Below are 21790 nucleotides of genomic sequence, written 5' to 3'. Positions count from 1 at the left end.
CCAGCTCCGCCTTCATCCTGGCGCGGCAAACGCGCGTCCCCGCCATGCCCTTCTCGCCCGCGCCGTGGCGCTCGCCCTGCTTGGCATGGGCGCCCTGCCCGGCGGCGCCATGGCGCATGCCGTCGCCAATACGCAGCAACAGGCCGAGGCGACGCGCAACTACAGCATCCCGGCCGGTTCCTTGACAGCGGCCCTGCAGCGCCTGGGCCGCGAGGCAGGGATCATCCTCGCCTTCTCCACCGAGCTGACGGCGGGTGCTCGATGCGCCCTTCAGCCAGGTCAGCTATACAGCGCAATTGGCGCAGGACCAGCAGGCGCGCACCATCGGCGATGTGGTGTCCAACGATCCTTCGGTGCGCGTCATCGTGCCGCCGGGTTTCCCTTACGAGAATATGATGATACGGGGCTTCGCCATCGACAGCGGCGACGTCTCGCTGAACGGCCTGTATGGCGTGCTGCCGCCGCAGCAGATTCCGGTGGAGATGTATGAGCGCATCGAAGTGCTGAAAGGGCCGAATGCGCTGGTGAACGGCATGTCGCCCACCGGCAGCGTGGGCGGCGGCATCAATGTGGTGCCCAAGCGGGCGGCCGATGCGCCGCTGACGCGCCTGGGCCTGAGCTATGAATCGGACGCGCAATTCGGCCTGCGCGCCGATATCGGCCGCCGCTTCGGCGCGAACAATGCCTGGGGCGTGCGCGTCAACGGCCTGCATTCGCAGGGCGATGCCAGCCTGGACGGCCGCAGCCAGCGCGAGCAGATGGCTTCCGTGGCGCTCGATTACCGGGGCGAGAAGTTGTCGCTCTCGCTCGACGCCTTTCATGCCGGACAGGATATGCGCGGCGGCTCCGGCCTGTTCGCCCGCTTCGCCGGCGACGTGCTGCCAGCGCCCGACGCCAAAACCAATCTGCTGCCCGGCGCTTACTCGCGCTTCCGCGACAATGGCCTAGTGCTGCGCGGTGAATACGAGATCGGCGACAGCGCGGCCGCTTACGCCAGCCTGGGACGGCGGCAGAACCGCCGCTCCGGCCATCTGGGCTTCGGTCCGGTGGCCGAAACGGGCGGCAATTTCACCGATGCGGCGCGCTCGGTCAGCGGTTACGAGAATACGGTGTCGGCGGATGCCGGCCTGCGCGGCAGGTTCGCCACCGGTACGATCAAGCACCAGTGGACTTTCGGCGTGGCGCGCCTGTATAGCGAAGGCGGCACCGCCGTCGGCTTTGGCGAGGAATTCAGCTCGAATATCTATGCGCCCGGCCCAGCCCTGATTCCCGCTGCGCCGGCCAAGCCGCCGCGCGATACCGCGTCCACCTTATCCAGCGTGGTACTGGCCGACACCCTGTCCATGCTGGACGAACGCCTGCGCCTGACCGTCGGCGCCCGCAGCCAGCGCGTGCAGGGCCGGATCGCGCAGACCCTGAGCTTCTACCAGATCACCCAGCCGACCTTGCTGCGCAATCCCGCCACCGCCATCTATGGCGACGATGGCCGCCAGCGCAACCGCGGCGCCGAATGGAATACCTTTGGACAGCTGCAGCCCGGCCTGCGCCTGCTGGGCGGGCTGGCCTACACCCAGGCCAAGCTGCTGAAAACGGAAGACGGCTTGTACGACGGCCATGCGGCTTTCGGCGTGCCGCGCTGGCGCTTTGTGCTCGGCGGCGTGCAGAACGTCTTCAACAAGAACTACTGGGGCAGCGCCTACTTCTCCGGCATGGCGGCGCTGGGCGCGCCGCGCACCGTCAATCTCTCGGTGACGACGGACTTTTAAGCGGGACGGCGCTTCTCGTAGCGCACGTCGCCCTCTTCCAGCTGGGCCGCCAGGGTCCAGCCCAGCTTGAGGTAGAAACCGTTGGCGCGCACCGGGTCGCGGCCATCGGTTTCCAGCCAGATCAATTCATGGTGGCGGAACAGCAAGGCTTCCACTTCCGCCATCAGCCGCCGTCCCAGGCCCAGTCCTTCAAAGCCGGGACGGATAAACATCGCAAACACCGAGCCGCCTTCGACATCGGCCGTGGCGAAAGCCACCACCTCGCCATTTACTTCGCCCACCCAGATACAGGGAGACTGCCGCATCAATTGCAGGGTCGTCTCAGGCGTGACGCCCCATTCCACCATCTGGCCGCGCGACAGATGGTTTTGCAGCACGCTGGTGCGCACATCGAAGAGGACAGGAATATCGGCCGGCGTGGCAAGGCGCACGCGGATGTCCCTCACTGGCGGCAGCGCGGGCGGCGCCGCGCGGCGCAGGTGCAATAGGGGATAGGGACGGCCTTCGCCATCGGTGGCCGAGCGGCCGGTCTGCACAAAGCCCTGCTGGAGATAGAAGCCCACCGCCTGCGCGTTCTGCTCATTGACGTCGACCGTCAGCGCTGCCGGCATCTGGCCGACGTGGGCCAGCAGCAGCTTGCCGATGCCTTGGCCACGCACGGCGGGATCGACAAACAGGCTGTCCACGTGCGTGCCGCTCAAGCCGAGGAAAGCCACAGGCGCGCCGGCGTCGTCCACCGCCAGCCATAAATCGGCCTGCGGCAGATACTGCTGGCTGACGAGAAGGTCGATCTGGCGAAAATCCTCATCCGACAGGAAGTGATGGGTGGCGTGGACGGAGCGGCGCCAGACTTCGGCCAGCGCGGGCGCATCGCCCGGCTGCGATTTGCGAATCTCAAACATAAACCAAACCTAGCGTGATGATAAAGGTGCAGCGAATTTTAGCCCCTGCATGAAATCGCTGCAGCGCAAGGCCACCTAATACCACTTACCTACCGGCATCAAATTGGTATCAAACCACCATCGGCCGTCCAGCCCCCGAAATTACCCATTCCGCCCGTTATCAAAATAACTATCTTTATGGGAGTTATGGCGATCCATTTTATTGGTACTGTTGCAAAAGTGCGAATCATGAAACCAGTTGACGCCTAATCTTTTGCCACTTACTCTCGTTGCCGAATTTGAAACACTTAGTAACTGCAGCAGAAGTTTTTGCGAATTTGTTTATGACAATTCCATCTGCTCATTAGCTCATTCTTTCCAAAACTTCCTAGAGGAACGAAATGATTCAACACACCATTGTTTTCAAACTCAAGCATTCACCGGGGTCGCCGGAGGAAAAAGAGTTTCTGGCCGACACTTTCAAGTTTTCCGATATTCCCGGCGTGCAGAATTTCAAATGCCTGCGCCAAACCAGCAAGCAAAATACCTATGATTTCGGCATTTCAATGGAATTCGCATCGCAGGAGGATTACGACCGCTATACCCACCACCCAGTGCATCAGACGCTGGTAAAGGAACGCTGGATCCCCGAAGTCAGCGAATTCCTTGAAATCGATTACGCGTCGCTTGCCTGATATTCCATCGTGACATCAGGGAAAATAAAAAATGAAAAGAGACGCGTATCTTTCGGGCGCCTCCTACGTGCTGGGTGAGGCAGAAAAAACATTCAAACAAGCCGACGGTTTCGAACAGGCTTTGACCGCTCTGGGCGGCGCCAATTTCCCCGAATTGTGGGGTTGGGGCAGCTATTATGAAACCGCCGATATTTATCAACTCAGTCTGCAAGCCGCGCAAACAGCCCTGGCGGCCAGCGCCGTGCCGGCCGGCGACATCCAACTGGTGGTCTTTGCCGCCGCCTCCTTTCCTGAAAATCCCAACGAGCTGGCGCCACGGCTTGGCCAGGTGCTGCAAACCCTGGGCTGCCGCAATGCCTTGCTGGAAAGCGCTACGCTGAACGGCTGCGCATCCTATCTGTCGGCCGTGCGGCTGGCGGCGGCGCGCATCGCGTCCGGCGAACTGGAGAATGTCCTCGTGGTCGGCCTGGGCAGCATGACGCCAGGCATGCAGCGCTTTTCCCCCTTTGCCCTGTTCGGCGACGCCGCCTGCGCCGTCGTGCTGCGCGCCGACGGCGCCAATGCGCAGTATCGGGTGGTGGATGCGATACAGCGCCTCGATCTGGATGAGCTCGCCAGCGGCATCACGCTGAACGACAAGAGCCAGCTGCAAACGCAGACACTGGACGCTCTGCTGGAAAGAAATCAGCTGGGCAGAAGCGATATCAGCCGCGTATTCAACAACAATATCTTCCTTCCTATTAAAAAAATACGGGATGCCCGCAGCGGATTTAAAGCCGCACAGCTCTATACCGGCAATGTGGCCCGCATCGGCCATTGTCATGTATGCGACAGCATGATTAATCTGATCGATTATTCAAGCCAGCACGCTACGGCCACTTCAGAGCTGCTGCTCCTGCAATCCGACGGCAATGGCCATTGCGCCTGCCTGCTGCTGACTTCCATCTAACCGCTGGGCTGACCTATGACTATCGAAAACTCCATCGCGCAAGTACGCGATTATTTGCGCGAACAAAATAAATTTCCGGATATTGTCATCGAAGACGACCTGGATCTGGTCGAAACGGGCGTGCTCGATTCGCTGAAAATCATGGCGCTGGTGATTGTGATCGAAAAAATCCGCAATCGGGCCATCGAATTGGAAGAGCTTTCCATGGATAACTTGCGAACCGTGAATTTGATTCGCAAGAATTTCTTCGCTACCGCTGAATTGCCATAAGGAGAAATACCATGACGCAAGCCAATCTGGCCCGGGAAATCGTTTCCCGTCAAAGGGATTTACGCAAAAACGCTTATCTGTACAATAATACCGGCCTGAGCTACTCCAGCCTGTTCCAGCGCTCGGCCAGCTTGGCCCAGGCCCTGCGCGGACTGGGCCTGGTCTCGCGCCAGCGCATCGTGATCAGCCTGTACGACTCCCCCGCCGTCAGCGAAATCTTCCTGGCGGCGCTGTCGATCGGCGCCATTCCGGTGGTGATCAATCCGAAGCTGTCGCGCGACTCGCTGAGTCATATCATCGCCGACAGCGGCGCCAGCCTGCTGGCCTGCGAAACCGACAATCTGGACACGGTGCGCGCCGTGTGCGCGGACGCCGCCACCCCGCCCCGCCTGCTGCTGCAGGACAGCTACGCCACCGTGGTCCCGGCCAAAACCGGCGACAAGGCCGCCGATCTGCTGCATCTGAGCGCGCTGACGCAGCAGCAATGCGCCTTCGAGTTCACCTACATCGGCGAAAACGAGGCCGCGTTCTGGCAATACACGTCCGGCACCACGGGCCGCCCCAAGGCCGTGCAGCATTGCAGCGTCACCATGCTGGAAAACACCCAGGCCTTCGCGGTCTGCACCCACGGCTTCACATCCGACGACGTGTTTTACTCGGCCGCCAAGATGTTCTTCGGCTACGGCTTCGGCGCCAGCTTCTTCTTCCCCCTGCTGCTCGGCGCGACGGCGGTGCTCGATTCCGCCATGCCCAGCAACGACTATGCGGTGCTGCGCAATATCGCAGCGCACCGCCCCAGCGCGATCTTCTGCGCGCCGGCCCTGTACGCGGCGCTGCTGCCGCATGCGGCGCGCCTGAAGCCCTATCTGAGCGAGGACACCGTCTTCATCTCGGCCGGCTCCGGCCTGCCGCAATCGATTTTCGAGCGTTGGCAGGAAGCCTTCGGCCTGCCGATCTATGACGGCATCGGCAGCACCGAGATGGGCCATATCTTCCTCTCCAATGCGCCCTCTTCGCTCAAGGCAGGCGCCACCGGCCGCCCGGTGGTCGGCTACCAGGTCCGGCTGGAAGCCAGCGCGCAGGGCCAGGACGGCGACGGCATCCTGTGGGTCAAAGGGCGCCATCCGAACCTGGGCTACTGGAACAAGCCGCAAGCGAGCGGCGAGAAATTCGTCGATGGCTGGTGCTGCACCGGCGACCTGTTCTCGCGCGACGCGGAAGGCTTCTATACCTATCGCGGCCGCAGCGACGACCTGTTCAAGTCGAACGGCATCTGGGTCACGCCGCTGGCGATCGAAAGCGAAATCCAGCGCCGCCTGCCCCAGGTGCTGGAATGCGCCCTGGTGCCGCACCAGGGCGACGGTGAACTGGCCGAGCCGGTGCTGTTCTGCGTGATCGACGCGAAACAGTGCGGGCAGGAGGAGGGCATCACCGCCGTGCAAGCCATCCTCGGCGAGGTCTGCGAAAAACACAGCCTGCCGAAACAGCTGCTCGCGCTCGACGCCCTGCCGCGCAACGACAACGGCAAGGTGTCGCGCGCGGCGCTGAGCAAGTTCGATCTGACCCCGGCGGTCGCCGCCTGATGAAGATCGCCTGCATCGGCGGCGGCGTGGCCGCCCTCTACTTCGCCATCGCCATGAAGCGGCGCCAGCCCGCTGCCGCGATCGATATCTTCGAACGCGACAGCGCGGACCGCAACTCGGGCTGGGGCATCATCCTGCGCGAACCCATGCTGGAGGCCATGCGCCGGATGGACGAGGCCAGCCATGCGGCCATCCTGGCGCGCGCCGTGAGCTGGGACCAGATCGAAATCCGCCACAAAGGCGAGGTCAATCTGCTGTCCAACCAGTTCGGCCGCAGCACCGGCCGCCACGCGCTGGTGGAAGTGCTGCGCGCGCGCGCCGTGGAACTGGGCTGCCGCATCCACTACTCGTCGCCGGCCAGCGCCGCCGACCTGGCCGGCGGCTACCAGCTGCTGGTCGGCTCGGACGGCATCAAGAGCGGCTGCCGCGAACAGATCGGCGCCGCGGCGCCCATCGTGCGGGTGCAGTCGGCCAACCGCTTTATCTGGCTCGGTTGCGACAAGGCGTTCGACCGCATGGTGTTCGACTTCCAGCAAACCACGCACGGACCGGTGTGGGTGCACGCCTACCCGTTCAGCGCCGACAAGTCGACCTTCGTGGTGGAGTGCGCGCAGCAGACTTTCGACGGCTTCGGCTTCGGCCGCCGCGCGCTGTCTGCCGATCTGGCGCGGCTGGAGGGCATCTTCGCCAGCCTGCTGGGCGACGCCAGCCTGACCAGCCTGTCGGACGCGCCGCATGAGTGGCGCCAGTTCGAGCAGATCCGCTGCGACGCGCTGCACCACGAACAGATGGTGCTGATCGGCGACGCCGCCCACACGGCGCATTTCTCGATCGGTTCCGGCACCCGCCTGGCCGTGGAAGATGCGATCGCCCTGGCCGACAGCCTGCACCAGGGCGGCGCATTGCCCGAGGCGCTGGCGCGCTACCAGCGCCAGCGCAGCGAGGCGGTCGACAGCATCCAGCAGCAGGCGCTGCATTCGATGCAGTGGTTCGACCGCATCATCGAACACTACTCGCTGCCGCTGGCCGCGTTTTCCCGCGCCTTCCTGTTCCGCAGTCTGGGACAGGCCGCCTGATATGGCGCCGCGCCATTCATCACTTTTTCCAAGCGAGTCCGATACAGCATGAATAGCAAAACCGACAGCAAAATGACGAAGGAATTCTGGGGCCTGTCGATCCCCATCATGATCGAGTTTCTGGTCGGATTTTCGGTGCCCGCGGTGGACGCCTTCTTCCTTTCCAAGATCTCGCTGGAGGCGGCGCTGGCGGTGGGCGCGGTGCTGCCGATCCTGGTGTTCTGCGACGTCTTCTACGGCAGTCTGAATTCCAGCGCCAAGGCCCTGGCCGCCCAGGCCCTGGGCAGCGGCGACAGCGCGCTGGCCAAGCGCATTTTCAACAGCACCCTGTTGCTGGTGCTGCTGATCTCGGCGCTGCAATTCCTGCTGTTCTACTTCGGCAGCGCCTATATGGTGGACCTGATCGGCCTGCCGGAGAATGTGGCGCCCATCGCCAAGCAGTTCCTGCTGCTGATGGGCTGCGGCTACGGCATTCTCGGCTCGCGCTATCTGTTCCAGGTGATGAATGCGCTGTACGGCATCGTCAAATTCAATATCGGCGCCGCCGCCATCATCCTGCTGGTGAACATCGCGGGCGATGCGGCCGTGGTCTACAACCTGTGGGGCCTGGGCCGCTTCGGCGTCACGGGCGTGGCTTGCGTCAGCATCCTGGCCGTGTTCTCGGCGCTGGTCTTCCTGGTCGTGGTGCAGAAGATCAAACTGGGCTTCACCATCCGCCTGAGCTGGCCATCGGCCGATTTCGGCAAGATCGCCCGCCTCAGCACAGTGGTGGCCGTGCCCTCGCTGCTGGAACCGCTGTCGGTGCAGCTGTTCCTGATGTTCGTGCTCAGCATGGTGTCGGCCATCGGACCGGCGGAGCTGACCATGCGCGTCCTGGGCGGGAATATCCTGCTGCTGTGCATCGTGCCGAGCCTGGCCTTCACCGTGACCTCGCAAATCCTGGCCGGCAACTACATCGGCGCCAACAGCTATCAGACGGTCGAAACGCTGATCTACAAGGCGCTGCGCTACAGCGTCCTGATCGTCATCGCCATGATCCTGCCCATCGTGCTGTTCGGCCAGCAGCTGCTGGCCTTGTTCACCACCGACGCCGCCGTGCTGGCGATCGCCGTCGCCAGCCTGCTGCCGCTGGCCCTGGCCGAACCGGTCAAGGCCGTGAATATGGTGATCGGCTCCAACCTGAAAACGGCCGGCGACGGCATGCGGCCGACCGTGGCGGGGATTCTGATCACCTGGGCCATCTCGGCGCCGCTGGTGTATTTCTTCGGGCCGTCGGCCGGCTTCTTCGCCCTGCTCTGGCTGCTGGTGCTCGACGAGACGCTGAAGTGCGGCTACAACATCTGGCGCTGGCTGCATGGCGCCTGGCGCATCAAGCTGATCGACAGCCTGAGCGCGCCCGCCCCCGAAGCAGCGGCCACCAACGCCGCCTGACGCTGACACACAGGAGAACACTATGGACATGCAAGAGAATTTGCGCGCCATCTGGTGCAAGGTGCTGGATCTGGACGAGATTCCGGCCGGCGCCAGCTTTACCGACATCGGCGGCTCCTCCATCCAGCTGATCGCCATGCTGCTGCATGTGGGGAACGCCTACCAGGTCGAAATCGCCATCGACGACTTGATCGGCGAACCGACGCTGGCGCGCCTGGAACACTGCGTGCGCCAGCAGCAGGCCGCCACGGATGGCGCGCCCGCCACCGCCGCGCCGGACGCCGATACCTTCCCGCTGCTGCCGGTGCACTACTGGCTGTTCGAGCGCATCGACGTCAATCACTACAATGTCGGCCACTTGTACCGGCTGACGGCGCAAGACCAGCCGCAGCAGGTGCGCGCCGCCATCGACGCCGTGCTGCGCCAGCACGACGGCCTGCGCATCCTGCTGCGGCGCGACGCGGCCGGCCAGTGGCAGCAGCAGCTGCAGGCGCCCGACGCCATGGCGCCATGGTGGCATGAAGAGGATCTGCGCGCCACGCCGGACCATTTGCTGGCGCAGGAAATCAACCGCCTCTGCGACGGCTACCAGGCCCGCATCCGCGTCGAAGAGCGGGCCTTCAGCGCCGTGTATTTCGACCTCGGCGGCGAACGCGGCGCACGCCTGTTCGTGCTGCTGCACCATATCCTGATCGACAATATCTCGGAGAAGATTCTCTTCAACGACATCGCCAGCGCCTACCGCGCCCTGCGCGCCGGCCAGCCGGTGCGCCTGACGGCCGCCGGCCGCCGCGTGGGCGACTGGGCCCGGCTGCTGCACGACTATGCGCAAGGCCCGGCGCTGGCGCATTACCCCTACTGGCAGGCGCAGAACTGGGACGGCTACCGGCCGCTGCCGGCCGATCCCGATCCGGCCAGTCTGCCCGTGGCCGACGGCGCCATGGCGGCGCTGGGCTTCGCCGCGCGTTCGCTGAGCAGCGCAGCCACCGCCCGCCTGATCGAGCTGCAGCGCCTGCAAGCCGTCGATCCCAGCTATGTGGTGATGGCGGCGTTGCAGCAGGCTTTCCGCGACTGGTCGGGCAGCGAGATCCTGGCGCTGGCCATGGTGCATAACGGCCGCATCTATCAGACCATCCCCGACGCCAATGTCTTGCAGACGGTGGGCTGGATGATCAATTACGCCACCCTCTACCTGCGCAATCCGGAACAGTTGCAGGGCATCGCCCTGGTGGAATCCATCGTGCGCCAGGCCAAGGCGGTGCAGGACGACGCGCTGTCGCTGACCTGCCTGAAATACATGAACCAGGATGCGGCCGTGCGCGCGGCCATGGCCCGCCTGCCGCTGTACCACATCGGCTTCAACTTCATTCCCTTCGCCAGCGCCAGCACGGAAGAATTCATTTTCGCGCGCGCCAGCGAACCGTGCGGCGAGGGCGAGAAATGGTTCAGTCCCGAGATCAAGCCTTTCATGAACGTCCTGCTGGCGGGCCAGCAACTGAAGCTGAGCATGGGCTTCAGTCCCTGCATGTACGCGCCTTCCACCATCGAAGCCCTGCTCGACGGCGTCGTCGCGCAGCTGGAAACCATTTTGCTGTCCTGAGGGCGGCGTCTTAACGATAACAAGGAGAAGATATGGATACCGAAAAAAAACTCAGCGGCCTGACCATCGCCCTGCACTGGCTGGTCGCCCTCAGCATCTTGACCCTGTGCGGCGTGGGCATCTACATGGTGCAGAGCGAGGCCTGGCCGCTGTACCACATCCATAAATCGATCGGCCTGCTGATCTTCGCGCTAATCATCGCGCGCGTGGCCTGGCGCCTGCTCAATGGCCTGCCGAAACCGGTGCGCGAGTTTTCCCGCTTCGAACATCTGGCCGCCAAGACCGTGCACTGGCTGCTGTTGCTGGGCACCCTGGCCATGCCGCTGACCGGCATGCTGTTCTCGGGCGCCAGCGGACATGGCTTCGGCATCTTCAGCTGGGAGATCTTCCCCGCCAACTACGCGCCGGACAAACCCGGCCAGGCCATTCCGCTCAGCGCCGCCTGGTCCGACCTGGGCCAGGCCCTGCATGGCTACCTGGGTTATCTGCTGCTGGCCCTGATCGTGCTGCACGTCGCCGGCGCGCTCAAACACCATATCCTCGACAAGGACCACACCCTGTCGCGCATGCTGGGCCGCCGCGCCGAGTAAGCCTTAACCCGCAACCATTTCAAGGATGGCATCCGTGCTGAATCTGAATGAAGACATGCTGACGCTGCTGCAGGAGCAGGCGGCCGAAGCGGAACAACTGGGCAAGCTGCCGGCCAGCACGGTGGCGCTGCTGAAAGAATCGAATGTGATCCGCATGCTGCAGCCGCGCGAATTCGGCGGCCTGGAGACGCATCCCAACGACTTCCTGCAGGCGGTGATGGCGATCGCGGCGCGCAATCCGAGCGCCGGCTGGATCGCCGGCGTGGTCGGCGTGCACAATTGGGAGGCGGGCTTGAACGACGACCGCCTGCTGCACGAGATCTGGGGCGAACGGCCCGACACCTGGATCGCCTCGCCATATTCGCCGATGGGCGTGGCGACGCCGGTGGCCGGCGGCTATCTGCTGAGCGGACGCTGGACCTTCTCGTCCGGCACCGACCACTGCCAGTGGCTGGTGCTGGGCGCGGTACTGGGCGATGAACACGGCAAGCCGGCGCAACCGCGCCAGGGCATGCATGTGATGCTGCCGCGCGCCGATTACGAGATCCTGGAAGACACGTGGAATGTGGTGGGCTTGCAAGGCACCGGCAGCAAGGATGTGCGTGTCAGCAATGCCTTCATTCCCGCCTACCGCTGCCTGTGGACCACGGCCGTGATGTCGGGCGAGGCGGCAGCCGCCAGCCGGCGCAGCGGCACGCTCTACCATATGCCCTGGTCGTCGCTGTTCCCGAACGCCATCACGGCGGCGGTGCTGGGCATGTGCCAGGGCCTGGTGGCGACGGCGCAGCGCCAGATCCGCGAGCGCATCCTGCAAACCAAGGCGGCGCCGGAACCGTTCATGCTGACGGTGCTGGGCGAGGCGGCCAGCGAAGTCCACGCGGCCCAGGCGGCGATGCTGGCCAATGTGGCCGCCACCTATGCGCTGGTGGCCGATGGCGCCGAGGTATCGCTGGCGCGGCGCGCCGCCAACCGCGCCGAACAGGTGCGCGGCGCCGGGCGCGCGGTGCGCGCGATCAACGAGGTGTTCTGCCGCTGCGGCGGCGGCGCCCTGCATACCAGCTCGCCGCTGCACCGCTTCTGGCGCGACGCCAACGCCGGCCTGACCCACGCCACCTTTACCAGCCAGTCGGTGTACCAGGTCCATGCCGCGCTGGCCATGGGCCTGGCCAGCGACGAGCAAATCCAGCAGGCGCTGATCTGATGGGCAAACTGTCGCGCATGATCTGGCCTGCCCTGCTGTGCGTGGGCGTGGGCGTGGCGGCAGTCGGGGCTTGGCTGGGCAGGCCGGGCCAGCCCATCAAGACCGCGCCCGCCGCCGCCCCCGCCGAGGCCGTGCTGACCCTGGCCGCGGCCGAGGTGGCGACGGCCACGCTGCGGCCGCTGCCGGCGCTGCTGCCGATCTCGGGCAGCCTGGTGGCGCGCCAGCGCGCCACCGTACGCGCCAAGGTCAATGCCGAGGTGCGCGGCAGCCTGCTGGCCGAGGGCGTGGCCGTCCGCGCCGGCCAGGTCCTGCTGCAGCTGGACACCGCCGATCTGCGCGCCCAACTGGCCATGCAGCGGGCCCTGCGCCAGGAAGCGCAGGCCCGGCTGGCGTTGGCGCAGCGCCAGCATGCGTCCAGCACGCAGCTGCAAGCCCAGCAATTCATTTCCCAGCACGCTTACGACACCACCCACAGCAACGAGGAACTGGCCCGCGCCGCCCTGGGCGCCGCCGACGCCCGGCTGGAAATCGCCCAGCGCGCGCTGGACGACGCCACCGTGCGCGCACCCTATGCCGGCATTGTCAGCAAGCGCTTTGTGCAGGCAGGCGACAAGGTGGCGCCCGACACGCCCTTGTTCGCCATCGTCGACCTGGAACATCTGGTGCTGGAGGCCGCGGTGCCGGCCAGCGATATCGCGCGCGTGCGCGCCGGCCAGCAGGTGGACTTCACGGTGGACGGCCATGCGGGCCGGCGCTTCAGCGGCACGGTGGCGCGCGTCAATCCCGAGACGGAAGCGGGGGCGCGCGCCATGCTGGTGTATATCGAAGTGCACAACCGCGACCGCGCGCTCAGCGCCGGCATGTTCGCCCAAGGCAGCATCGCGCTGGCGCCCGATACGCCCAGCCTGCTGGTCCCCAGCGCCGCCCTGCGCCGCCAGGGCAACGCCACGGTGGTCTACCGCATCGAACAGGGACGGCTGCTGGCGCAAACCGTGCAAACGCGTCTGGACGGCACGAGCCAGGGCTGGACCGCCATCACGGCCGGTCTGGCGCCGGGCGCGCGCATCGTCGGCGTCCGGCTGGATGGACTGAAAACGGGCCGCCGCGTGCGTCTGGCCGACGACGGCGCCGCCGCGGCGGCCGTGCCGGTGCCACCGCCCGCGCCAGCGGCATCCCGCGCGCCGGAGCAAGGCTGATATGTGGCTGACCCGTACCAGCATTGCGCAGCCGGTCTTTGCCACCATGGTCATGGTCGGCCTGATGGTGCTCGGCCTGTTCTCCTATCAGCGCCTGGGCGTGGAACCCATGCCCGACGTGCAGATGCCGATGATGACGATCCAGGTCGCCTATCCCGGCGCCTCGCCCGAGATCGTCGAAAACGACATCACCAAGCCCATCGAAGAAGCGGTCAACACGATCAGCGGCATCGACTTTCTCGCTTCCAGCTCCTACGAGGGGCGCAGCGTGACCTGGATCGGCCTGACCCTGCAGGCCGACGTCGACCGCGCCATGCAGGAATTGCGCGACAAGATGGCGCAGCTGCGCCCGCAATTCCCGCGCGAAGCGAAAGACCCGCAAATCCTGCGCCAGCAGGAAAACGCCGAGCCGGTGGCCACATTGACGGTCAGTTCGGCCAGCGTCGATCCGCGCCAGCTGTCGACGCTGACCGAGCAACTCATCGTCAAGCGCCTGCGCGGCGTCGCCGGGGTCGGCACAATCGAGGTCAGCGGACAGACCAGCCGCCGCATCCAGATCCAGCTGCGGCCGGAGCGCATGAAGGCGCAGGCGGTCGGCGTCAATGAAGTCATCCGCGCGGTGCAGAACCGCAACCAGGACGTGCCGGCCGGCGCCGTCAGCGGCGCGGTGACGGAACAACTGGTGCGGGTGGAAGGCAAGGTCAAGGAGCCATCGGCCTTCGGCAAGATCATCGTGGCGCGGCGCGCCAATGCCCCGGTCTACCTGGAGCAGGTGGCCGACGTGGTTGACGGCGAGCAGGAAGCGCGCTCTGTGGCGCGCAGCAACGGCCAGCCGGCCATCAGCCTGAGCCTGACCAAAACCCAGGACGCCAACATCGTCGAAACCGGCAAGGGCATCGCCGCCGCCGTCGACAAGCTGAAAGCGGGACTGCCCCCAGGCGTCGAACTGGCCATCGTGCGCTCCAGTTCTGAGGCGGTGGAACGCCAGCTCGACAACGTCAAGCACATGATTATCGAAGGCGCCGCGCTGACGGTGCTGATCGTTTTCCTGTTCCTGCAATCGTGGCGCAGCACGGTGATCACCGCCCTCACCCTGCCGATCGCCGTGCTGGCCACCTTCATCGCCATGCGCCTGTTCGGCTTCACGCTCAATTCGATGACGCTGATGGCGCTGGCCCTGTGCATCGGCCTGCTGATCGACGACGCCATCGTGGTGCGCGAAAACATCGTGCGCCACCTCGCCATGGGCAAGAGCCATGTGCGCGCCGCGCTGGACGGCACCCAGGAGATCGGGCTGGCGGTGATGGCCACCACCTTCGCCATTGTCGCCGTCTTCGTGCCGGTCGCCTTCATGGACGGCATGATCGGGCGCTACTTCCTGCAGTTCGGCCTGACCGTCAGCGTGGCCGTGCTGATTTCGCTGTTCGTCAGCTTTACCCTCGACCCCATGCTGTCCTCGGTCTGGCCCGATCCGGAACAGGACCGCTTCGCGCGCCTGCCCTGGCTGGGCCGCTGGCTGGCCGCCTTCGAGCGCGGCCTCGATGCGCTGCACCGCGCCTACGACCGCCTGCTGCGGCGCGCGCTGGCCTGGCGCAAGAGCACGCTGGGACTGGCGCTGGCCCTGTTCATCGGCGCCCTGCTGCTGCTGCCGACGGTGGGCAGCGAGATGCAGCCGCAGACCGATCAAGGCTATATCACGCTGGGCTTCAAGACGCCGGTCGGTTCCAGCCTGGTCTACACCGACGGCAAGCTGCGCCAGGTCGAGCAGGCGCTGAAGGAAATCCCGGCCATCGAGCGGGTGGTGGCGACGGCCGGCGGCGAGAATGGCGTCAACAGCGCCTTGCTGACCCTGACCCTGGTGCCGCGCCAGGTCGCCGCGCGGCCCTCGCAGCAGGTGCTGGAACAACAGATCCGCGCCAAGCTGCAGGAGATTGCCGGCATCGATATCTCGCTCGGCTGGGGCAAGCCGATCCGGGTCGACATCCTGGGCCAGGACGCCGACACGCTGGAGGCCACCGCGCGCCAGGTGATGGCGAAGATGGCCGCCATCAAGGGCATCACCGACCTGGAATACAGCCAGACCGCCGAGAATCCGGCCATCGGCATCCATATCAAGCAGGAAGTGGCCAGCGACCTGGGCCTCTCGCCCGAGCAGATCGGCGCCACGCTGCGCCCCCTGCTGTCGGGCGACCCGATCGGCCGCTGGCTGGGTCCCGATGGCCAGAACTACGACATCAGCGTGCAGCTGCCCAAGCACCTGCGCCAGGATGCCGGCGACCTGGCCGATCTGGCGCTGGCGGCCGGCTTGCCTGGCCCATTGGGCACGCCGCTCGGCATCTCGCAAAGCGCGCCGGTGATGGTGCCGCTGCGCCAGATCGCCGATTTCCGGCCGGCCTACAGCCCGCAGGTGATCGGCCGCCAGTTCATGCAGCGCCGGGTCGGCATCTACGCCAATGTGCAGGGGCGGCCGGCCGGCGACGTGGGGCAGGAAGTCCAGGCGATGACGCGCGCCATCGCCCTGCCGCCCGGCGTGCAGTTCGACCTCGGTGGCGGCATGAAGCAGATGCGCGAAATGCAGCAGGCGGCCAGCGTGGCCTTGGCGATCGCCGTGATCTTCATCTACCTGGTGCTGGCCTCGCAGTTCGCCAGCTTCCTGCAGCCGCTGGCGATCATGAGCTCCCTCTCGCTGTCGCTGATCGGGGTGGTACTGGCCCTGCTGGCGACGGGCAGCACGCTGAATGTGTTTTCGGTGATCGGCTTCATCATGCTCATGGGCCTGGTCACCAAGAATGCGATTCTGCTGGTGGACTTCAGCAACCAGGCGCAGCGCGAAGGCATGGGCCAGCATGAAGCGCTGCTGCACGCCGGCCAGGTGCGGCTGCGGCCGATCCTGATGACGACGCTGGCCATGATCTTCGGCATGCTGCCGATGGCCATCGGCGCCGGTGAAGGCGGCGAGATCCAGGCGCCGATGGGGCGCGCCGTGATCGGCGGCGTGCTCACCTCCACCTTGCTGACCCTGGTGGTGGTGCCGGTCGCCTACAGCTATCTGGATACCTGGGGAAGGCGCGCGCGCCGCTACTTCCAGCAGGCGCACGCCGCGCCTGGCGGCGCGCCGGAAACGGCGGCGCCGGAGGTGGCGCGCAAGGAGCTGCCGCTGGCGTGAGCGCCGGTCCCGCGCCGCGGCTTATTTCGATGCAGAAGCTATTGAATGCGCTCAAACATCGCATAAATGCTAGACTTTACTCAGTCACGATGGCCGATGTGTACCTAAGCGTGTACCAAAGAGCCAACGTGACTTTGAAAAGTTAGGCTGCCTGGCATTGAACGCCACGCAACCGGGTCGATCAGAGATCGTTCAAAACACGAGCAACCTCAACCTGAATTTCCTCCGCGTCGTCTAGTGTTTTTAGATAACGGTCTTCAAGCGTCCGAATTTTCCTCGATAGCTTGGCCTGGGCGGACTTACTGTCACGGAGATCAACCACAATGTTATCCACCTGATCCGGGGTCAACTCAATCATGCCAGTAGAGCCGGTGAACGAACGTGTTACCTGTACCGCCCCAAACCCTGCCCGCAAATAGTCGCAGAGATAGTAAGGATCAACCTTCGAAGTATCGGGACGGATGATCGTTATGTGACCATCGGCAATCGCAGGTTTATCAGAGTCGTACACTGCACATTTCCCAAGAGTCCCGTCACCAGTAGAGGACAGTAGAACGTCACCACGTTGCACCAAGTTCAAGTTTTCGCCGGATGTTTTCGCCTTTTCCAAAAACTCGTCATAGATCGATTTTTCGATATAGTCCGCTCCTTCTTCGAGAATTTTCCCCTGACGGCTAATGTTACTACCTGACTTGATAACGATAGCAAAACCATCCTCTTCATCAACATAGTTCTCTGCTGGAGGACTGCTTCCTCGTACGGTCGGCAGTGTGTTGAGTTCTTTCAGCAGGATGCCGCCCGCATCTTTTAGTGCCTGAATCTTTGAGCGAGTATCTGTATCCCAATATTTAAAGTCGAACCGATTGGTTTTGTCAGCATGCAATAGCGCTGCATCGACGTCAAACGCTTCCCAGTTATAGCCCTTCCGGTGCGACGACCCATCTTGATTAAGTACGTCTCGAGACACCTCATCAAAAAATCGCGTGAAGTCGAAACCGCGAATCTTTTCACCCGAACCGATATAGCCTAGCGAATCGATTTTACATACCACAACCTTATAAACATCTTCCAAATCGAGATCTGGGGTCTCTCGCTTTTCCAAATAGAGCAAGCTAGACTTGACATTGATTTTATTCGGTTTAAAAGTTTCGTTCGGTAAGCTGACAACTGCCTTCAACCTGCACTGCTGTAATATCCACCTGCGCAAAGCTCCGCCGCTTTCAGTGTTTAATACACCTTCATCGATAACGGTGCAAATTTCGCCTGATCCCGGCGTGAGGGATTTGACCATCTTTTGCAAGAACAGATATTGTCCCTTGCCGCTACGGATATCAAATTGAGCCCAGTCATCATTGGAAAGGGAGTCAGTCTCAGAAGTACCAAACGGAGGATTCGTCAGGATGAGGTCACAATCCGGCTGGGTAACACTCCAGTTTTTTGCACCTCGAGCAAGACTATCCTCATGCTGAATATTTGTGTGACCATCCCCAGCGATAATCATATTCATTTTTGCTGACGCAGCTACACCTTCGTTGGCGTCGGAGCCAAAAAACACCTTTTCTTTAATCTTCTTCTTGGAAAGCTCAAAAGTCGCTTTTGTAATTTCCCGATTTCTAAACATTTCCGTCAGCTGAGCAATTGACTCTTGCATCAAAAAGACGAGGAAGCCCCCGGTTCCACAGGCAGGATCTAAAATCTTCGGAGTGGCACCAGAATTTACAGAATTAACGATCTTCTTTCTACCGACTAAGGCTAGCATGGTCTGAACTAATTCACGAGGAGTGAAATATTGTCCCAGCTTTTTACCTTTCAAAGTAGCCCGAACAAAATATTCAAATGCGGCCCCTTTAGAGTCTAAGCTACAATCGTAGAAAGAGACACCAGAAAGCTCTTTCACGATATAGTGAAACGCCTTAGGGTTTTTTAACTTAACTTTATCTTGCAATACCTCGCCGTATGCGCGTTTGTCCACAATGGACGCGATCATGCTGAGAATAGAATCCTTAACTTGATCTGACTCGCTGGCAGGTTTTTCAGCCAACTCATGGAAGCGGTATGAATAGGGAAGCGAAAAATCGTCTTCAATATCAGCTTTTTCTTCAAGTAATTTTAAAAAAAGCAGCTTTGAAAAGTCAGAAAAAGCGTTCTCTTCATTCTTTTCGATTTTTCGAATAGCACTGTGGCACTTGTAAAAAAGTGCATTTAACTGACGAAGCGGCAAGCCGGGTCGGTAAGGCAAACTTGGGTCGTTGGAGATGCCGATGTTTGTCTCGGCTGAATTTGCTTTTAATGTACGGATAACCAGCTTTAGTTGTTCCTTAGTCGGAATCTTTTCTGTGGTCTCGCCGTCCCACTGTATTTTTGTCTTGGTCTTTGCGTTATAGCAGTGAATGTCTACGCCGTTTGTTACAACAACAAAAGGCACATTGATACCTGCTGAGTTTGCATAGCTCAAAGCCTGGTCACGATCTTTCGTAGTCAGGGTCTTTGAAATTTTCTTTGCTTCGATCAAGAACGTAGGCTTTGACTTACCCAAAGTAACCAAAATATCGATATAGCCTTTGGAATATCGATCTGTCGTATTAATTGCAGTCTCGAAATCTAGGTCACTAGAAATGTCATATCCGCGACGTTCCAGATACGGCAAAATTTTCTTTACAACGGTTTCGGTTTCGGTATTTATGGTCGTCATTTATTTACATCATTAAATTCGCCACCGAATTAATCGAATGGAAATATGTTTTGCTTAGGGAGGGGGTGGCTCTGGGCTTTGAAAAATCGATGCACTTCTCATGCCGTTCGAGGGACACCAAGTTGCTCGTGATTATACACGGCTTGCAACAGATTTTTCAGGACTGGATAGCAACTATTGCAACCACAAGCAATCCTCACAGGCCTGCACTGCGCAGTAGCTCTGATGGAGAACAACCCAGTGCGGTAGCGATTTTGATGATGTTCAGAATTGTGACGTTCCGTTCGCCACGTTCGATCTTGCCCATGTGAGAGCGGTCTATCTCGGCGTAGTCCGCAAGTGCCTCTTGGGAGAGCGTTAGCGACACTCGACGGCCACGAATGGCAGCCCCTAGCAGGACTAGCTGCCCATCTTTATCTTGTTTTGCGGAGACTCTTGCCATTACGCAATGGTGTCGCTATGATGCAAGAACGACCACGGCATTTACGACCCATTTGGCGCTGCCGTCTTTATAACTGCCCGGAAAGGAAGCAAATGCGGAAGCTGGCTGCACTCCCCCTGATCCTCTTGAGCTTTGCGCTGAGTGCATGTAACGACACTCTAGATTCGCGAAATTCGGAAATCGCAAATAACAAAATTTATCAAATTGGAAAAAACGAAGGCTTCAGCGGGAAAATAACGAATATCCCTCTGGGCAAGCTGCCTTATAGTGAAATCGTACCGGTCGTAAATTTAATTGCAAAGGCTACCGGTAACAAAGACATAAACAATCTAATCTATACGGAATCACTTTCCGTTGGGCATGACACCGTTCTTTGCGACACTTCTAGCGTTGATGGAGTTCTCAATGGAGAAACATCTTGTAAATCGGTTCCCTCTGGAAACCGCATTATCAAAATGAATTTTAAAAATGGGGTAATCGACGGCAAAGCAACTTTTTACTATGCTTTCAGAAAAGACGTTCGCCTCGCTGATGTAGACTACCTGGACGGCAAAGCCAGCGGCCTGCTCATCATTTATGGTTTCACCACGGGAAATCCAATCTACAAAGTCAAGTTCGAAAATGGTGTGCTAAATGGCAGCGAGACCGCGTTGGATGAAAATAGCGGCAAGGCTATTTTTGAAGGAAATCTCGTTAATGGGAAATATCAAGGTGAGACCATTCGCTATAACGCGAATGGTTCAGTTGCAGAAAAAACTATGTGGAATAACGGCGTAGCGCAAGATTATCAAGATAAACCAGCACAAACTGAAACGAACTCAGTAGATTGCCTAGGTGCTTGGATAGCGGCATTCCACAAAGAAAAAGGCAGCGACGCACCTATTTCATCCGAGCAAACTGATGAATGGAAAACATGGTGTGATCAAGGCAAGAAGCCTAATACTTAATTCCCACATCAGGAGAAGCGCTATCAATGCTTCTCCTGGGCCGTCCGACACGACTGTCAGAAAATTTTGGAAAATTACTGGTCTGAAAAGTCTTCATTTTTTTTGAGAGTCTCTTCCTTAGGTACTGGTCTTTCTTCGTTAAATAGCTAACGGCCTTTTTTAAATTTTCTCGCATTTCGATATCGTCGTGGTTTATCATTCCGATGCCGATGTATTTATACTTGCATTTACTGCGATTGCAGTTGTAGTAAGTTCCCCATCCTCGCGTGATCTTTTCCCAACACTTACCTATCTGGTCAGCTCTAAATGAGTCCTTCCAAACCCGAGCTCCGTCGTAGAAAAAGGCAAAATGATAATGATGGCCTTTCGTTTTGCCATACTCAAATTTCCAAATATATCCAAGTAGGTTTTTGAAAACCGCATTAGAGCGAGTATTGTTAAGAAAATCGTCCCTATGCTTCGCGGCGGATATCTCGTTAATTTCGCCACGCACAGCAGCTCTATATCCAAAATCGACTCGTAGCACTAGTATTCTTGACGTCTTTTTAAACAGCGCCTCAATAAAATCTAAAGCACGGTTGTAATTTTCTTTTGACTTAAATCTACGTAACACGATTTTTCTTGCAAAGTCTTTTGTGGAACATGTCTCTCGGATTTTTGTAACCAATCCGTTAAAGAATTCCGTTCTTACTTCGCCAGGGATATCAAGAAGCAAGCCTCCATAACTCAAATTGAAATTTTTATATTGAGTCGTTAGCGATTGAAAGAACGCGTTAACGTATTCGCTGTAATCAAATCTGGTATCGTAACACTCGGCCATAGAAGAAAAGAATGGAATGATAGCTTGTCCCAACTCGCTTAGACCAACCTCAGGATCGTAGGGATCTATGATTCCGAAGTTATAGATAGGATCGTTTGATTCAATTGCTCTGTGCACAAATTCTTCTATCTTTACTAATGGATTTAGAAATCCTTCTGTGATTTCCATAATTTCGGGATTTCCTGTTAGAAGGTCAAGATCTAGATCAAAAGTGATCTGTTGATACATTGCCTTGACGGATATATCATCGCCTGCATGAGCTCTAAAGCTGTTATCATTCTGTTGGATGTTCATGTTTAAATCGTGTTGGGTCGTCTCTCTTAAATAATATTAAAAACCAAAATTGCCGATCCCTAGCGCCAGCCAATATGACGGATTTTTTATAGCGCTGAGGCCGCTATTGGGCGAAATTTTGGATTTTCAGATATACGGACTTATTTGATTCCAGAAATTTACGACCACATATCACCTCAAAAAAACCGGTT

At 60.1% G+C, this 21790-nt stretch carries 17 protein-coding genes; 13 read left to right on the top strand and 4 right to left on the bottom strand.

Annotated elements, in window-relative coordinates; translation table 11 throughout:
• The first annotated feature begins 254 nt into the window (after positions 1–254).
• Positions 255–1766, top strand: coding sequence for a TonB-dependent receptor (locus FHS03_RS03035; RefSeq protein WP_183439512.1), 1512 nt, complete (start codon positions 255–257; stop codon positions 1764–1766).
• Here FHS03_RS03035 and FHS03_RS28490 read toward each other — a convergent pair.
• Positions 1763–2668, bottom strand: a complete 906-nt coding sequence (locus FHS03_RS28490; RefSeq protein ID WP_221208011.1) for an acetyltransferase — start codon at positions 2666–2668, stop codon at positions 1763–1765. The two genes, FHS03_RS03035 and FHS03_RS28490, sit on opposite strands and share 4 nt — an antisense overlap.
• Before the next feature lie 380 nt (positions 2669–3048).
• Between FHS03_RS28490 and FHS03_RS03020 the strand changes: the two genes are divergently transcribed.
• From FHS03_RS03020 to FHS03_RS02970, 11 genes are read left to right on the top strand one after another with little or no spacing between them, the layout of a single operon-like run.
• Positions 3049–3342: a Dabb family protein gene (locus FHS03_RS03020; protein WP_183439511.1), complete on the top strand. Its 294-nt coding sequence runs from the start codon at positions 3049–3051 to the stop codon at positions 3340–3342.
• Between the two features lie 31 nt (positions 3343–3373).
• Positions 3374–4291 carry a hypothetical protein gene (locus FHS03_RS03015; RefSeq protein WP_183439510.1) on the top strand — a complete coding sequence of 306 codons (918 nt, stop codon included), beginning with the start codon at positions 3374–3376 and terminating at the stop codon, positions 4289–4291.
• A gap of 15 nt (positions 4292–4306) precedes the next feature.
• Positions 4307–4561, top strand: coding sequence for a phosphopantetheine-binding protein (locus FHS03_RS03010; RefSeq protein ID WP_183439509.1), 255 nt, complete (start codon positions 4307–4309; stop codon positions 4559–4561).
• 11 nt (positions 4562–4572) lie between these two features.
• The gene (locus FHS03_RS03005; RefSeq protein ID WP_183439508.1) at positions 4573–6144 is read left to right on the top strand and encodes an AMP-binding protein; all 1572 of its coding nucleotides are present in this window, start codon (positions 4573–4575) and stop codon (positions 6142–6144) included.
• Positions 6144–7220 carry an FAD-dependent monooxygenase gene (locus FHS03_RS03000; RefSeq protein WP_183439507.1) on the top strand — a complete coding sequence of 359 codons (1077 nt, stop codon included), beginning with the start codon at positions 6144–6146 and terminating at the stop codon, positions 7218–7220. The genes FHS03_RS03005 and FHS03_RS03000 overlap by 1 nt, the downstream gene beginning before the upstream one ends.
• Before the next feature lie 48 nt (positions 7221–7268).
• Positions 7269–8651: an MATE family efflux transporter gene (locus FHS03_RS02995; protein ID WP_183439506.1), complete on the top strand. Its 1383-nt coding sequence runs from the start codon at positions 7269–7271 to the stop codon at positions 8649–8651.
• Positions 8652–8673: 22 nt separating this feature from the next.
• Positions 8674–10251 carry a condensation domain-containing protein gene (locus FHS03_RS02990; RefSeq protein WP_183439505.1) on the top strand — a complete coding sequence of 526 codons (1578 nt, stop codon included), beginning with the start codon at positions 8674–8676 and terminating at the stop codon, positions 10249–10251.
• 32 nt (positions 10252–10283) lie between these two features.
• A complete protein-coding gene (locus FHS03_RS02985) occupies positions 10284–10841 on the top strand; it encodes a cytochrome b (RefSeq protein WP_183439504.1) in 558 nt (185 codons plus the stop codon).
• Positions 10842–10875: 34 nt separating this feature from the next.
• Positions 10876–12042, top strand: coding sequence for an acyl-CoA dehydrogenase family protein (locus tag FHS03_RS02980; RefSeq protein WP_183439503.1), 1167 nt, complete (start codon positions 10876–10878; stop codon positions 12040–12042).
• A complete protein-coding gene (locus FHS03_RS02975; protein ID WP_183439502.1) occupies positions 12042–13238 on the top strand; it encodes an efflux RND transporter periplasmic adaptor subunit in 1197 nt (398 codons plus the stop codon). The genes FHS03_RS02980 and FHS03_RS02975 overlap by 1 nt, the downstream gene beginning before the upstream one ends.
• 1 nt (position 13239) lies before the next feature.
• Positions 13240–16404, top strand: coding sequence for an efflux RND transporter permease subunit (locus tag FHS03_RS02970; protein ID WP_183439501.1), 3165 nt, complete (start codon positions 13240–13242; stop codon positions 16402–16404).
• Positions 16405–16585: 181 nt separating this feature from the next.
• Here FHS03_RS02970 and FHS03_RS02965 read toward each other — a convergent pair whose 3' ends face one another.
• Together FHS03_RS02965 and FHS03_RS02960 are read right to left on the bottom strand one after the other, a co-directional pair.
• Positions 16586–19096 (bottom strand): N-6 DNA methylase, encoded by a 2511-nt coding sequence (locus tag FHS03_RS02965; RefSeq protein ID WP_183439500.1) that lies wholly within the window; start codon positions 19094–19096, stop codon positions 16586–16588.
• 196 nt (positions 19097–19292) lie between these two features.
• Positions 19293–19538, bottom strand: coding sequence for a helix-turn-helix domain-containing protein (locus FHS03_RS02960; protein ID WP_183439499.1), 246 nt, complete (start codon positions 19536–19538; stop codon positions 19293–19295).
• 92 nt (positions 19539–19630) lie between these two features.
• On the opposite strand from FHS03_RS02960, the gene FHS03_RS02955 reads away from it, so the two are divergent.
• Positions 19631–20485, top strand: coding sequence for a toxin-antitoxin system YwqK family antitoxin (locus tag FHS03_RS02955; RefSeq protein WP_183439498.1), 855 nt, complete (start codon positions 19631–19633; stop codon positions 20483–20485).
• On the opposite strand, the gene FHS03_RS02950 is transcribed toward FHS03_RS02955, so the two are convergent.
• Positions 20475–21599 carry a YagK/YfjJ domain-containing protein gene (locus FHS03_RS02950; RefSeq protein ID WP_183439497.1) on the bottom strand — a complete coding sequence of 375 codons (1125 nt, stop codon included), beginning with the start codon at positions 21597–21599 and terminating at the stop codon, positions 20475–20477. The two genes, FHS03_RS02955 and FHS03_RS02950, sit on opposite strands and share 11 nt — an antisense overlap.
• Between the last annotated feature and the right edge of the window lie 191 nt (positions 21600–21790).

The organism is Pseudoduganella violacea (genome assembly GCF_014191875.1).
In the GTDB taxonomy this organism is placed as follows: domain Bacteria; phylum Pseudomonadota; class Gammaproteobacteria; order Burkholderiales; family Burkholderiaceae_D; genus Rugamonas; species Rugamonas violacea_A.
The sequence above is the reverse complement of the archived record's forward strand: the minus strand, read 5'-3'. Positions and strand labels throughout refer to the sequence as shown.